This window comes from Luteimonas sp. 22616 (genome assembly GCF_052044325.1).
GTDB lineage: Bacteria > Pseudomonadota > Gammaproteobacteria > Xanthomonadales > Xanthomonadaceae > Luteimonas.
This window is the reverse complement of record NZ_JBQEMW010000001.1, coordinates 2,538,246-2,552,715: the sequence shown is the minus strand read 5'-3', so window position 1 is coordinate 2,552,715 and position 14,470 is coordinate 2,538,246. Positions and strand designations below refer to the sequence as shown.

At 62.1% G+C, this 14,470-nt stretch carries 13 protein-coding genes; 9 read left to right on the top strand and 4 right to left on the bottom strand.

Annotated features, from left to right (window positions below):
* The first annotated feature begins 41 nt into the window (after positions 1–41).
* The 6 genes from ACTJIL_RS11755 to ACTJIL_RS11730 all read left to right on the top strand — a co-directional run bounded on the left by ACTJIL_RS11755 (position 42) and on the right by ACTJIL_RS11730 (position 4,964).
* A complete protein-coding gene (locus tag ACTJIL_RS11755; RefSeq protein WP_440755688.1) occupies positions 42–515 on the top strand; it encodes a TIR domain-containing protein in 474 nt (157 codons plus the stop codon).
* Positions 512–1,135 (top strand): hypothetical protein, encoded by a 624-nt coding sequence (locus ACTJIL_RS11750; protein WP_440755687.1) that lies wholly within the window; start codon positions 512–514, stop codon positions 1,133–1,135. The genes ACTJIL_RS11755 and ACTJIL_RS11750 overlap by 4 nt, the downstream gene beginning before the upstream one ends.
* On the top strand, positions 1,128–2,267 hold the full coding sequence (locus ACTJIL_RS11745) for a nucleoside triphosphate pyrophosphohydrolase family protein (RefSeq protein ID WP_440755686.1): 1,140 nt from the start codon (positions 1,128–1,130) through the stop codon (positions 2,265–2,267). The genes ACTJIL_RS11750 and ACTJIL_RS11745 overlap by 8 nt, the downstream gene beginning before the upstream one ends.
* On the top strand, positions 2,264–2,968 hold the full coding sequence (locus ACTJIL_RS11740; protein ID WP_440755685.1) for a uracil-DNA glycosylase: 705 nt from the start codon (positions 2,264–2,266) through the stop codon (positions 2,966–2,968). Before ACTJIL_RS11745 ends, ACTJIL_RS11740 begins: the two co-directional genes overlap by 4 nt.
* A 218-nt stretch (positions 2,969–3,186) precedes the next feature.
* Positions 3,187–4,329, top strand: a complete 1,143-nt coding sequence (locus ACTJIL_RS11735; RefSeq protein WP_440755684.1) for a toll/interleukin-1 receptor domain-containing protein — start codon at positions 3,187–3,189, stop codon at positions 4,327–4,329.
* Positions 4,326–4,964: a hypothetical protein gene (locus tag ACTJIL_RS11730; protein WP_440755683.1), complete on the top strand. Its 639-nt coding sequence runs from the start codon at positions 4,326–4,328 to the stop codon at positions 4,962–4,964. Before ACTJIL_RS11735 ends, ACTJIL_RS11730 begins: the two co-directional genes overlap by 4 nt.
* A 167-nt stretch (positions 4,965–5,131) precedes the next feature.
* Here the strand turns inward: ACTJIL_RS11730 and ACTJIL_RS11725 are convergent, their stop codons facing one another.
* Together ACTJIL_RS11725 and ACTJIL_RS11720 are read right to left on the bottom strand one after the other, a co-directional pair.
* A complete protein-coding gene (locus tag ACTJIL_RS11725; RefSeq protein ID WP_440755682.1) occupies positions 5,132–5,758 on the bottom strand; it encodes a hypothetical protein in 627 nt (208 codons plus the stop codon).
* Positions 5,759–6,364: 606 nt separating this feature from the next.
* Positions 6,365–6,703 carry a helix-turn-helix domain-containing protein gene (locus ACTJIL_RS11720; RefSeq protein ID WP_440755681.1) on the bottom strand — a complete coding sequence of 113 codons (339 nt, stop codon included), beginning with the start codon at positions 6,701–6,703 and terminating at the stop codon, positions 6,365–6,367.
* 259 nt (positions 6,704–6,962) lie between these two features.
* Between ACTJIL_RS11720 and ACTJIL_RS11715 the strand changes: the two genes are divergently transcribed.
* From ACTJIL_RS11715 to ACTJIL_RS11705, 3 genes are all read left to right on the top strand, one after another.
* Complete coding sequence (locus ACTJIL_RS11715; RefSeq protein ID WP_440755680.1) at positions 6,963–7,205, top strand: helix-turn-helix domain-containing protein; 243 nt, start codon at positions 6,963–6,965, stop codon at positions 7,203–7,205.
* Positions 7,206–7,405: 200 nt separating this feature from the next.
* On the top strand, positions 7,406–9,919 hold the full coding sequence (locus ACTJIL_RS11710; protein WP_440755679.1) for a TonB-dependent receptor plug domain-containing protein: 2,514 nt from the start codon (positions 7,406–7,408) through the stop codon (positions 9,917–9,919).
* Between the two features lie 14 nt (positions 9,920–9,933).
* Positions 9,934–12,048 (top strand): Atxe2 family lasso peptide isopeptidase, encoded by a 2,115-nt coding sequence (locus tag ACTJIL_RS11705; protein ID WP_440755678.1) that lies wholly within the window; start codon positions 9,934–9,936, stop codon positions 12,046–12,048.
* Here ACTJIL_RS11705 and ACTJIL_RS11700 read toward each other — a convergent pair.
* Both ACTJIL_RS11700 and ACTJIL_RS11695 read right to left on the bottom strand, forming a co-directional pair.
* A complete protein-coding gene (locus ACTJIL_RS11700) occupies positions 12,039–13,778 on the bottom strand; it encodes an asparagine synthase-related protein (RefSeq protein WP_440755677.1) in 1,740 nt (579 codons plus the stop codon). The genes ACTJIL_RS11705 and ACTJIL_RS11700 overlap by 10 nt on opposite strands.
* Positions 13,778–14,458: a lasso peptide biosynthesis B2 protein gene (locus ACTJIL_RS11695; RefSeq protein ID WP_440755676.1), complete on the bottom strand. Its 681-nt coding sequence runs from the start codon at positions 14,456–14,458 to the stop codon at positions 13,778–13,780. Before ACTJIL_RS11695 ends, ACTJIL_RS11700 begins: the two co-directional genes overlap by 1 nt.
* Between the last annotated feature and the right edge of the window lie 12 nt (positions 14,459–14,470).

Here is a 14,470-nt window from a genome sequence, read left to right as displayed (position 1 = left end):
GCCAAGAGCGGGGCGTTGCCCCGGCATGGGGGGAAGGGGATATGGCCGACTTGAAGAACGTCTTCATTAGTCACGTTCACGAGGACGACGCCGGCCTTCAGAAGCTCAAGGATCTGCTCGCTTCGAAGGGCATGCAGGTTCGGGACTCCTCGGTCCACAAGGGCAAGTTCAACAATGCCAAGGACGAGGACTACATCAAAACCGGAATCCTAGCTCCGCTGATCAAGTGGGCAGGGACGTTCATCTGCTACGTCTCACCGCAAACAAAAGACAGCGAGTGGGTCAATTGGGAGATCGAATACGCTGCGAAGCAGGGCATGCGCATCGTGGGTGTTTGGCAGCACGGTGATCAAGGTTGCGAGTTGCCGGCCGCGCTGAAGGAGTACGCAGACGCACTCGTCGGCTGGAATGGCGATTCCATCATCGATGCGATCAACGGCAAGGATACCTGCGAGATGCCCGATGGCAGCGCTTGCGCCGTCGTCCCCCTCAAGCGCCACCCATGCGGCGCATGAGGCTGTACTCGTACGTCGTTCGCTATGACAGCGGTTTTGCGCCGAACCCGTTTTACGGGTGGTGCACTCTCGCGACATGCAAACCAATCATCCGGCGCACAGCGCAAGTGGGCGACTGGATCGTCGGTACCGGAAGCGGTGAGCGGCGGGTTCAGCGCGGCGGCTATCTGGTCTATGCAATGTGCGTCACTGAAGTCATGACGTTCCGGCAGTACGACGCCGATCCGCGATTTCAGGCCAAGAAGCCGTTTCGCCGCGGCAGCCGCAAACAAAGCTGTGGAGACAACATCTATTACCGGGATGTTGCGGACAGGTGTTGGCTCCAGCGAGACTCCTTCCACACAGCGCCGGACGGCAGCCTCAAGGCGGACCATGTTACGCGAGACACGGGCGTGGACCGTATCCTGGTTAGCGATCAGTTCGTCTACTTCGGTGGCGAAGGGCCTCGTATCCCGGCTCGACTGAAGGCGGACGATGGTCGCCCGCTGAGCAAGGCAAGCATCGGCTATTACGTCTTCAATGACTCAGCCTTCATCGCCAAGGTGCAAGCTTGGGTGCAGTCGCTCGGTGACCCGGGCTACCAAGGCCCACCCTTCGAATGGATCTCCCTCCGTGGCTAAGTCGCCCATCGCCCAAGGCTCCATCTTGCTGGCGCAGTACGCCGAGCAGATCACTCCTACTGATGTCTTGGACCAGGCGGATCTGCGCTCGGTGCAGCACGGCCTGTTCGGCGAGGTGGGCGGAATCATGTCCGCAGCCAAGAAGAACGTACGCGATGGCAAGCTGTTCCCAGAGTATCACCGAGCTGCGGAAGACGAGTTCGGCGATACCTTGTGGTACTTGGCGGCGCTCTGCCGCCGGCGCGGCTTTGACCTTGAAGCCATCTTTGAGCGCGCAATCAATGACAGTCGATACGGGCTTGCGCTCGCGGCAAGTGACCTGCCGACCGGCCCGGTCGCGTCCGTTGCCGTGCCAAAGACGTCTCCCGAACTGGATACCGCTCTCGTCGCATTAGGTCAGGGGGCGGCCGACATGCTCCACGGAGAACCGTCCATGGATGACGTGGTCGCCTTCGCCGGCAAGTACTTGGATGCGCTCCATGCTACGGGCTTGGCGTTTGCACCTGTCGTGCAGGCCAACCTGCGTAAGGCGCGAGGGGCCTTCTTGGAACCGAATCCAAAGGACTTGGTCGATTTCGATGCCGACTTCGACAAGGAAGAGCGGCTGCCAGACGAGTTCCGGATCCGTATTGACCAGCGCGCCAGTGGCAAGAGTTACCTGCAGTGGAACGGCGTCTTCATTGGCGACCCGCTGACGGATAACATTGCCGACCCCGACGGCTATCGCTTCCACGATGTTTTCCACTTGGCGAACGCCGCCATTCTCCACTGGTCCCCTGTCGTGCGCGCATTGATCAAGCACAAGCGCAAGAGCCGGCCGAAGTACGACGAAGAGCAGGACGGGGGCCGGGCCATCGTCGTGGAGGAAGGTCTGACGGCTTGGCTGTTCGCCCGCGCCAAGAGTCTCAACTACTATGAAGACAGCAAGCGCGTGTCTCTGGGTACTCTGAAGACAGCACAAGAATTCGTCGCCGGGTACGAAGTGGAGCAGTGCCCGCTCAAACTGTGGGAGCGCTCCATCCTTCAGGGCTATGCCGTGTTTCGGCAGGTCCGTGATACCAAGGGCGGGTGGGTTATCGGCGATCGGACCACCCGGACGCTGCGGTATGAACCATTGGAGGACGCATCGTGAACCTTCATCCATTCGTCAAAGCAGTCGCGTCGCTGCAATTCGAGAATGCGTTCAATCCCTACGCGGATCGGTGTGACGTGTACGACCGATACGATGCGCCTCAACGTCGGGCGCGGGCATTGTCGGCAGTGGTCGAGCAGGCTATGCAGACGTGTGTAGATGCAGTCTGGATCGGCCGCGACCTGGGGTATCGTGGCGGTCGACGCACCGGCTTGGCGCTTACCGATGACGTTCACGTTGAGCGTCATGCGCAGCGTTGGAACGTGCGTGCTGAGAGACAAACAAAGGGCGAGGTGGTTGCAGAGCGAACAGCGGCTGTCATCTGGGGCATGCTCGATCAGATAGATGCGGCCGTGTTCTTGTGGAATGTTTTTCCGTTACATCCGCATGATGCAGGTTCCCCGTTTACTAATCGTCAGCACAACGCGCGGGAGCGGCGAGCAGGAGAAGAGATGCTCGGCCTGTTACTCGAGCTCTTGAAGCCGCGTCGGGTTGTGGCGGTCGGCAAAGACGCCTTCAGTGCCGCCTCGCGTGTTGCGGGTCAGTACCCCGTAACCTTAGTTCGCCATCCGAGCTACGGCGGCCAAAGGCAGTTTGAAAAGCAAGTGGGTGATCTGTACCAATTGCGTAGCCGAACGGGTTCGCTCGCGCTTTCCGCAACGACAGCTCAGTCTGAGCACAGCGCTCTCGACTGCGCATGACGCACTGGCCGATGAAAGAGTGGGCGCCGCAAGCACGGCCTCCTGATAAGGTGTGTTGGCTCCGCCCGCAGCCGAGCGATGAAGTCCGCACGCAGCGGGCGCGCGCTCAGACGGGTGATCTCGCCGTGTCATCGTAAAGCGGTTGACCGTGATCCGGCCGCTATGATGATGGCCATGCTGGACTCACGCTCCCAGACTATGGCCTGATCGGAGGCAGGATGGCACTGTACGAAGTAGCGATATTCGGAGAACCATCGCTCGGCCAGGACACCGGGCTAAAGCAGGGCCTCATGGGGGCTACGCAGGCGTTCCAGCTGAGCTGGGGAAATGACTTGGTCGTGCACGACAATCCGCCCCATTTCGCACCGGCGCAACGCACGACCGCAGTCGCGGTCTATTTTGGTGGAGCCGAAGGCGATGCGGAATCGCTGAGGGATGTCCTGGATCCAGCGAACGTCACTGTCATTCCAGTAGCGAGCACCGAAGGACAGGTGCCGAACGAGATCCCTGCCGAACTGAGGTTCCTCAACTGCGTCCTCATGGATCGCGATGGCATTGATCGCCTAGTGTCCACAGTGCTTGAGTGCCTCGGATTGCTGCGCCGACAGCGACGCGTCTTCCTCAGTTACCGGCGCAAAGAGGGAAGCGCCGCGGCGTTGCAGCTCTTCGACCTGCTAAGCGCTCGTGGCTATGAGGTGTTCCTAGACACCCATAGCGTGGCCCGCGCGGTCGACTTCCAAGAGACGCTATGGCACAAGCTGTGCGACGTCGATGTTATGGTGATGTTGGAAACGGCCACGTACTTCGAGAGCACTTGGACAACCGAGGAGTTTGGGCGCGCCCTGTCCAAGAATATCGGAGTGCTGCGCGTGCAGTGGCCAGACGCTACGCCGTCCATCGATACCCAGACCTGTAGTCGCGTCGAGATCGTCGCGGAGGAGCTCGATGCAGCCGGCGGCCTCGCACTAGTGGCGCTTGAACGCATCGCCGATCAGCTCGAGCGCTTTCGAAGCCTTTGCTATGCCGTGCGACGCATTAGCGTTATGACCCAGTTGATCGCGGCCGTAGAGAGCCTCCGGGGTCGCGTGCTTGGTGTAGGGCCGCATTTCACCATGCGCGTGCAGTTGGAAAATGGTGGAAGCCTGAGCGTCAGCCCCGTCATTGGAGTGCCCAACTCGGGTTCGTTGCACGAAGCCATGCTGCGTGCCGAAGGGCAACCCTCCGCAGTCCTCTACGACCATGTTGGGGTGATGCCGAGCTGGAACGAGCATCTACAGTGGTTGGGACAGAACATTCCCCGCACGTATTGGATTCGGTCCAGTCAAGCTGCACAAGATCTCGCCGGATGGGTGGCGCCATGAAAGAGATCTTCCTGAGTGCCAGTGTTCCAGTGCGCGGGCGCGGCGGGTTCGACGAGGCGTCCGACCCTTTCCTCATCCAGTTCGCGGTGCGCGAACTGGTCACGGTTTGCCTGGGGCGACGGCGCATCGTCTGGGGCGGACATCCATCGATCACACCAATGGTGCTCGCGGTTTGCCGCGATTTCGGCCAAGAGTTCAACGCCCCTGTCGTACTGTATCAGTCGACGTACTTCGAAGGCCAGTACCCAGAGGACAATCAGCATTTCGAGACGGTCTTCGTTGAGAAGGTCAATGAGAATCTCGAAGACAGCTTGGGCGCGCTGCGGAATGCCATGCTATCGCGTCCCTCGCTTGAGGCCGCGGTTTTTGTTGGCGGCATGGAAGGCGTCCTCGAGGAGCACGACATGTTTCAACGCCTGCATGGAGAGGGCGTCAAGGTACTTGGGTTGGGCGCGCCAGGTGGCGCCGCTCGAATACTCGCGGAAAGGCTTGCCACTAGAGGGGGTGAGGCGGAACGCGACTTAGATCGCATCGATTTCGCGCGCTTGTTTCACGAGCGATTGGGTATTGCACCAGATGAGCTTCGTCTGTTTCAAGACAAAGAATCTCGCTCCGAGGACGAGGAGCAGGGTTAGCACCCTACTCTTTGCTTGATCCATGGGATCGATTTCTACCGCGAGACAAACAGGGATAACAGCTAGCTTCAGCTGACGGTCGCTCTCGGCCGGTGAGCGCCATCCGACCCATGGTGGGCGTTTCGTGTCCACGGACGGCTGGTCGGTCCACTTCTTAGTGGCGACTACTATGACAACGGGTGGACGTTCGAAGACGTGGCGCTACTGTGGATCCTCTGCTGCGCCACATCGACGCGACCTAGCACATAGAGGATCATCTGCGCGCAGAGGTCCAAAGCGTCCAGTACGGACAAGAAGCCTGCGACCTCCTTGCCCTCCATGTCATTGCTGATCGTCAAGTTCTTCCAGGTCACTGGGAGGCGTCGGCCGCTACTCCGGAAATCCCAGCAGCCGTTGTGGCTATGGGCGTGCCTGATGTGCATGGCGAAGTTGAACCATGGTTGAACCTTCAGGGCATCCCATTCGCTGATGGCGATCGCATAGCGCTTCGTGGCTTCATAGCTGTCGCAGATCATCTTCCCGGTGATCAGGGCAATCAATGCGTCCGCCGATGCTTGGGCAACCTGCCGATTGTAGGTAATGCGCTTGTAAATCCCTTCGCCGTTGGGCGGAGCGGCATCCCGGCGAGTCGCCCGGAAGCCCTTCTCACTAACCCAAAACTGGTGGTCGGCGATCAATCCCCCGTGCTCGCTATCGGTAAGCAAGGCGTAGGCCGCTCCGGCGACGTGGAAGACGTTTCGGGCATTCATGAGAGAGCTTTCGGCCTCCCGGCGTGCGTCGTCGTAAGTCTGCATGTGTGGATTCAAAAGATGTCAGGTTCCTGTACTGGGGACGCCCGTACAGAATTGAAACAGGGCGACGAACGTGTGTCGGCAAGCACCTGTCCGCGGACGCAACATGCGCGATTCAGGCGCTTGGCATTGGCCACAGCCCTAGTCTCCCGAGGGAGTTCGGGCATCGCGGCAACCAATGATCACGAAGGCTGAGACCGAAGAACCAAGGTCCCAATCCTGACCTACACGTCTGCAATTGGCCGAAAGCCGACATCGGGCGCAACCGAAGCTCACTTCTGCATCTCAGATCAGATGATCTGTGATTCGGTGGTGCTTCGAGAAGCGCCGGATCTCGGGCGCTACGCTTCGGGCGGTTCCCCAGAGCTACGATGGAAGCTGGAGCGCGCTAGCAGAAAGAGGTGCTCCGGCCCAGCTTTACCGCTTGCTCAAGGCGGCGGCCTTTTTTTGTTACTGAGCGGCATCCGTTTCCGGTGCAAAGGCCGTGCTTCCGGGGCATGTCTACTTTGCTTCTTCTAGACGTGCGGAGCTATCAGGAAACCCTGAAATTCAGGTAGGGATAATCTGAATTTGTGGCCGGCACGACTTCAGCTTGGCTTGCTGAAGACCTTAAGCGGGAGGCCGAAGTAGCTCAACGATATCAACCCCCAACGCCTGAGCTAGGCGCTCAAGTCCGTCGATGGATACGTTGGTAACGCAGCGCTCGATTTGCGATTCGTACGTACGGTGAAATCCTGCGGATTCGGCTAGCTGCTCCTGACTCAACCCTTTTGCCTTTCTCAGGCGGCGTAGGTTCTCCGAGATGCGTCTGCGAGCGCATGAAGCGTTTTGGGGAGGCGTGTATGGAGCGAGGGGCTCTAGGACATGCAAAGTTCGTCGGCGATGCCGTTGGATCGCTGACGGGTAAGCGGCTGGAAGGCTGGATAGGGCAAGCACGTTGGTATCCATGATGAAAGTTGCGGCTCAAGCTAATCCCGAGCGTGAACTATCCGAAAAACAGATATCGCTCTCAGTGAGAAATCTAGGCGTGTTCGATCCTGCTGTCTGCTACGAATTACGTAGCAATGCGGCCGCTGATCACAGATGCCTTGGCTTGTTGGATGAGGCCGGACGATCGTGCGCAAATTGCAGCATGGAATCAGTAGAGCAATATGCAGTAGAACAATAATCTGTAGAACGAACTGTACGGGGCGGAGACACTGGGCGAATGGCACTGACGTCATCGCCGCCGCCCTTACCGACCGCCCGGGAGCTGATCGCGGCGAATATCCGTCGTCTCCGCAAGACGAGGGATTTGAGTCAGGAGCAGCTTGCCGAAATGGCGCAGTTGCATCGAACCTACGTGTCGCAACTGGAGAGGTGTGTCACCAATATTTCCATCAATCGGCTTGAACGATTGGCTCGTGTTCTTGAGGTCGAGGTGTCGGAGCTGCTGGCCCCGACTCGGTGATCTTGAGCTGCTTGATGCCGGCGTGTTTGGGCGGATCAGATGTAGAGTTTAAAGCGGTAGATATATAGTCTGTAGAACTTTTGTGTCCATCTCTTCACGCTTGGAAATCCCTGCATTGCGGGCATTCCATAAGCTGGAGAGATTGCATGACGAGGAGTTGGTTGGCTTATCCGGCAGCGTGTGTTGCCGCTGCTGTTTTGATGTTGGAAACGCTGATTGGGGGACGAGGAGAGCCTTGGCTCCGTCGTGCAACAAAGTTCCGGATTTGCCGCCTGAGTGCTTACATGCGGCAGCCATATTCCGGATCGGCAATCTTGCTCGCGTCGCTGCTGCCGTTGTGCGAGGTGACGGCGCAGGAACCTCCGTCATCAATCGAGACCCGTGACCTGGATCGTGCGACCGGCGACGAGTCGGTTGAAGAACGACAGGCACGCTCAGACCCGAGCAATCCGACAGATGCGGATCCGTCAGAAACAACTGACATGGCCACCGTCACGGTCACCGGCACCCGCATCCGCGGCGGGACAAGCCCGTCCCCGGTGATCACGATCGGCGCGGAGAACATCCGCGAGGAAGGCTTCACCGATCTCGGCGAGGTGATCCGCAGCGTGCCGCAGAACTTCTCCGGCGGACAGAATCCGGGCGTGGCAGGTGGCGCCACCACTGGCGCGGGCGGTCTTGCCAATCAGAACCTCACGGGTGGTTCGTCGCTGAACCTGCGCGGGCTCGGGCCGGATGCGACGCTGACGTTGCTCAACGGCCGGCGCATGTCCTACGGCGGATTCGTGCAGGCGGTGGACATCAGCGCCATCCCGGTCGAGGCCGTGGAGCGCATCGAGATCCTTCCCGATGGTGCCTCGGCGGTCTACGGGTCCGATGCGGTGGGCGGTGTCGGCAACGTCATCCTGCAGCGCGACTACGACGGCGTGACGGCGGGCGTGCGGTACGGCGGGGCGACCGAAGGCGGCCTTGCGACGCGGGAGTACACGGCCACCGCCGGCACCGTGTGGTCGGGCGGCGGCCTGATCGCCACCTGGAAGAAGGCGTCGACGGATCCGGTCTTCGCACGCCAGCGCGGTTACACGCGCCACATGTCCGAGCCCACCACGCTCTATCCGGCCAGCCACCTGCGCAGCGGGCTGCTGAGCGTGCACCAGTCGCTCGGAAGTGCCGCCGAGCTGCATCTGGATGCGCTGCGGACCGAGCGGGACCAGACCCAGTATCCCTACAACACCAGCCTGTTGCCCTGGTACAACGTGCTGGCCCAGGAATCGGAAGCCACGCTGGTCGACCCCGGCGTCGACATCTTCCTGCCCGGCGACTGGACCCTGCGCTTGGGCGCGGGGTGGGGCAAGGACAAGCTGGTCAGCCGCCAGACGCGGGTGAGCCTGGCCGACGGGGCGCTGGACCCACGCAGCAACGATTGCTACTGCAACGAGGTGTCTTCGTGGGAGGCGGGCGCGGAAGGCCCCGTGTTCACGCTGCCCGCGGGCGAGGCCCGGCTTGCCGTCGGTACGGGTTACCGGAAAACGGAGTTCGCACAAAGGCAGCGATTGACCGATACCGTCGCGATCCAGGGCAGCGAAAGCAGCCGCTTTGCCTACGCCGAGTTCAACCTGCTGCTGGTCGGGCCGGACATGGACGTTGCGTGGGCGCGACGGCTGGAGCTGAGCTTTGCGGCGCGCGGCGAGGACTACGACAGCTTCGGCGCCGTGACCACGCCGAAGCTCGGGCTGGTCTACGGCCCGGGGCCGGACGTGACGTTCAAGGCGTCGTGGGGCAGGTCCTTCAAGGCGCCCACGCTGTTCCAGCGCTACTGGGCGCGGCAGGCGCTGCTGAGGTCCGCGGCGGACTTCGGGCCGGGCCATCCCGCCGATGCAACGGTGCTGATGCTCGGCGGCGGCAACCCGGACCTCGAGCCGGAGCGCGCGGTCACCCGCAGTGCCTCGCTGGCGATCCATCCCGAAGCGTTGCCTGCACTGACTGCGGAACTGACCTGGTTCGACATCGACTACACCGACCGCGTCGTGCAGCCGATCACCGATCCGAACGGCGCCCTGGAGAATCCCGACTATGCGCAGCTCATCAGCCACGAGCCCACCCTGGAGGAGCAGGCCGGGGTCATCGATGGCGCCGACATCTTCTACAACCTCGTGGACGCGCCGTACGACCCGGGCAATGTGGTTGCGGTGATGTACGCCAACTACGCCAACGTGGCCCGTCAGCGCATCAGGGGCTTTGATGTTTCCGCATCGTACCGGCTGGACCTTGGCACCGGCCGGCTGGCGATGCGTGGATCTGCAAGCTGGCTGGACAGTTCGCAGCAGTCCACGCCGGATGCGGAGAGCTACGACCTTGCAGGCATCCTGTTCGGTCCGGCCAGGGTCAGGAGCCGCGTCGGTGCAGTGTGGACCGACGGGGGACTGAGCGTCTCTGGATTCGCCAACTACACCGGCGGCGTCACCGGGCCGTCGGCGGACGGCAGAAGGGAGAAATCCGCCTCGTTCACGACCTTCGACACGACCGTCCGCTACGGATCCGGCCCGGGGCACGGCGTGTGGTCGGGGCTGGAATTCGCGCTGTCGGTAAGGAACCTGTTCAACCGCGCTCCACCCCTTTACGTGCCTGCCCAGGCCGACTTCCCGCCCTATGACTCCACCAACTATTCGGCCATCGGGCGGTTCGTCAGCCTGTCGGTCTCGAAGCGCTTCTGACGGGGGCCTTGACGATGAACGCAGTGAAGAAGGGCAGGGCCTTTGCAATGGCGATGGCGGGCGTGGTTCTTGCCGCTGTCGTCGGGGTGTCCCATGCCGGGAAGATCCCTCCCCGGCGGCTGGTGGAAGTGGTTGATCTCTCCACGCCTGACATTTCTCCCGACGGTCGGCTTGTGGCATACCGGGCCGAGCGGGCGTCGGTTGAACGCAATACCTACGGTTCGGTCTGGTACGTGCAGGAAATGGATGGAAGCGCGCCGCCCCGGCGGGTGGGAGACGGCGGTGTTCCGATCCGCGATTCCGCCGGCGGATCCTTCCCGGCAACCGCCGTGTGGTCACCGGATGGCAGGTTCATCTACTACCGGGCACTGCTGGACGGCCGGGTCGACGTCTGGCGGGCTGCGGTGGATGGCTCGGGTAGCGAAGCGGTCACGTTCGATCCTGCGGACGTACGCGAGTTCTCGCTCGCCGATGACGGAAGGACGCTGAAGTACAGCACGGGCGCGACGCGCGACGAGGTGATGCGTGCGGAGCGGAGCGAATACGACCGCGGCATCCACATCGACGAAACCGTGCCGGTGGGGGCGGGACTGTTCCGCTCGAGCTTCGTCGGTGGCAGGCCTGCCACGCAACGGTATATCGGCATCTGGTTCGCTCGCGGCCCGCTCCTGGGGAGCGTGCCCGAGCGCTGGCGGGAGATCGATCTGGAAACCGGCGCGCGGCGCGAGCTTCCGCAGGATGATCCGGCGCAGGAGCGGAAGCCCGGCAGCGTGGACTCTGCGGCGCTGCCCGTGATCATGTTCGAGGCGCGTGACCCGGAAAGCGGCCGGACCGCGGTTATCACGCGTACCGACGGGGGTGACCGGACGAAGCGGTCGAACCTTTCCGAACTGGCAATCCTGCCTGGGGAAGATGGACAGGATCCGGTCAAGTGCGGGGCGGAGCCGTGCACGGGCAAGGCGGTCACCAGCGTGCAGTGGCGGCCCGGAGGGCAGGAAGTGCTGTTCACCGTCACCGACCGGGCGGCGGGAGAGTCGCAGGCGATATTTCGGTGGAACATCGCAACCGGCGAGGTGCGGCCGGTAGTGGCGGCGCGTGGATTCATCAACGGCGGCCGTGAGCGTTCCAGCGTATGCGGGATCTCCGTGTCGGCGCTGGCGTGCGTCGCTGCCGAAGCCGACTCGCCGCCCAGACTGGAAAGGGTCGACATTGCGACCGGGCAGCGTCGTGTCCTGTTCGAACCGAATGCTGCATTGGCTCGGGATCTGGAAGCGGCCATCTCGTCCCGGCTGTTGAAGTGGAAGGACAAGGACGGGAAGGAGTTCACCGGGCAGCTGTTCACGGGGCGGGCAGGGCATGAAGGGAAGCGTCCGCTGTTCATCAACTACTACCACTGCACGGGTTTCCTGCGCGGCGGGGTGGGCGACGAATGGCCGCTTGCCTCGCTGGCCGAAGCCGGGATCTCGACGCTGTGCATCAACGCACCGCCGCTCGTCGCCGATCCCGTTGTCCGGTTCGACGGAGCGCTCGACGCGGTCGAGGCTGCAATCGAACTTCTTGCCGCCGAGGACGCTGTCGACCCGAAGCGCGTCGGGATGGGCGGGCTCAGCTTCGGCAGCGAGGTGGCACTCTGGACGGCAATGCGGTCGGATCTGCTCTCTGCCGTTTCGGTGACATCCCCGTCCGTGACACCGCTCTACTACCTGATGAACAGCGCGAAAGGCGACATGTTCACCTCGGGGCTGCGTGCGATCTGGGGGCTGGGGACTCCCGAAGAAACTCCCGCGCAGTGGAAGCGGCTGTCCCCCACGTACAACGTGGACACGATCCGGGCGCCGGTGCTCTTCCAGATGCCCGAGGAGGAGTACATGTACGCGCTGGACTACATCATGCCGCTGATGCGCGGGCAGCGGGCCGACCTGTACGTTTTCCCGAACGAGCCGCACCGCAAGTTCCAGCCACGCCACATGGTCGCCGCCTACGGGCGCAACTTCGACTGGTTCCGTTTCTGGCTGCAGGGCGTCGAAGACGATGATCCGGAGAAGGTCGTTCAGTACGCCCGCTGGCGCGAAATGCGAAGCGCCGTCGGTGCGCCGGAATCGCAACAGGCGGTGGCGCGTCATGATTGATGGCGAACCCAGTTCTCCACCCTGCACAGGTCGACGACGCGCATGAACGATCGGTCGCGCGGTGAAAGCGGGCGATCGAAGAAGTCGGACAGCGCTTCCGTATCCAGGAGGTCGTGGGCCTGGAGTTGGCCTCCCAGCAGGAACCTGCGCATGGCAGCCTTGTTCCGCCGGTAGAAAGCGGCGTTGTACTGGGAAAAACTTCCCTTGCTCCTTCGGTGAAGTACGTGCGGGGGCAATGCATCGGAGAACGCCAGCCTGGCAACGGACCGGTTCTTTCCCTCCGCGACCCACATCCAGCTTGGTATGGAGAGGCAGGTTTCCATCACTGGCTGCGACAGCAACGGCAGACGGAACCACCGCTTCATTCCACGGGGTACCGCATCCCTGAACAGCTGGGTGCCGGCGAGGCCACTGATGCGTTCCCGGTCGCCGGGAAGGGCGTTGTCTGGTCCCCTGGACCATGGGTGGGAATCGGGAGAATCCGGCACCGTGGAGGCGTTCAGGAGTTCTCCGTTGGCGCGATCCGGCTGATGGGGTTTCATCAGCTGCAGCAACGTCAACCGCGAAGCCAGCCAGAAGGTGCATTGATGCAGATCGGAGAGTTGCCGGATGGTACGGACGGCGGCACCGAAGCCGCGCTCCCGGAATGCATCTGCTGCCGGTGCAGCGCCGCCCAGGAAGCTGAAGACCGTGTCGCCGCCACCACCGGAGTAGAAGCAGTGCAGACCTTCGCGCGCTGCGACGGCGTCCATGATTCGGTCCACCGCGTGCTGAAGCGGGCCGATGCCCGGAATGACACTCCACGGTGGAACGGGATCATCGAAGCGCGCGCTGTCGACGTCCAGCACCTCGACATGCAAGTCGGTGCCAAGCCCGTGCGCCACTGCTTCTGCATAGAGGCGCTCGTCGGCACCGGGCAGGGTGGGGACGAGTGTTGCGCAGTGGACCCTGGCAGATGTCCCTTGCAGGCATGTGGCCACGATGGACGAGTCGAGCCCGCCGGATAGTTCCACCAGGGCGGTCCCGTCCACGGAGGCCCAGCTGCCGACTGTCCTTCTCACTACGGTTCGGAGCTCCGCAGCTGCGCTGTCGATGCTGGTCTGGCGGCGGGCAGGCGCAACAAAGTCCCACGGGGACCATGCCTGTTCGACGGCAGGCTCGGTGCCATGCAGCCGGAGAGTGCATCCCGGCAGCAGTTCCCGGATGCGCGACAGCCCCGTACGCTCAGATTTCACGTATGTGTAGGCAAGGAAATGGGCGATGAAGTTCCAGTCGATCCGCCTCTCGTAGAGGTTCAGTCGTGTTGCGATCGAAATGTCAGAAGTGGCGAAACCGCAACCGTCGGAGAACGAATGGATGCATGGGACGCCTCCGGAAGGATCGCGCGTCATGCAGAGTGGCGACGCTTCGTCCACGGCAGGCTGTACGAGCAGATACTCTCCCCAGCATTGCCCGATTAGCGATGAGCCTGCACTTCCGGGAACGAGCGAGGTGATGAAGTCCGACTCTTCGCGAAGTGGCGTGCCGTCGCGGAGGAAGACGTGCCCGATGATGATGCCGCCGCCCGGGATCCGAAGTGTCGGCGTGTCCTGCGATGCAAACAGTGTTGCGCCTGTGCAGGCATGGCGCTTCTTCAACCCGATGCCACGGAGCCGTTCTGGCGCTTCGGTGAAATCATCGCGGGATCCGGCGGTGCGTCCCTCCAGCAGCAGGATGTAGCGACAGCCCATCACACAACCTTGATGACCGTGTACGCCATGGCATTGCCAACCGCTTCATTGAGCGCGATGTCTCCCGCCTGGACCCAGCAGTGCGCGGAGAATGGTTCGTGAGTGACCCCGAGCACGATGTCGGAACGGAAATGGCGTCTCGCAAGGAACCTTGAGAGCGCAATGGAATCCAGCAGGCAATTGGTTGCGATCGGGATGTACGGGCGGGCCCGGTTGAAGATGCATGCGGCCTGCAGAAGTTGTTGCTCGTGTGCTGGCCCGGATGCATCGGTCCGCGGCGGGCACCGCTGTCTCCTGTACCTGGCGGCTCTGTCGAGGACTTCCTTGAAGGGCTTTGCCCTGATCTGCCGTCGGCATGTCCATATGGTGGTCATCAGCTCCGGAACCGCAGTCATTCCAGAGCCTGCATGGAGGACGGGAATCTCCAGTGCGCTGCGCAAAGGGGCGCGGGCCTGCCCTGGCGGCATGTCGTGATCGAGGGGTTTGCCGGGTGTCAGTATTTTGCGCTTGACAAGCATGGGTATGGCGGCTCCTGCGCCTTTGGCTCCCGCCGCGTACGCAATGAATGCCCGTTCCAGATCACCCGGAAGACAGAAGTACAGGTCGGTCTCGATGTCGAGGAATACCGCGTGGCCGTCGATCACGCAGCATGAAAGGTTGTCCCGCATCCTGTATGGCATGTCTTGTCCCCG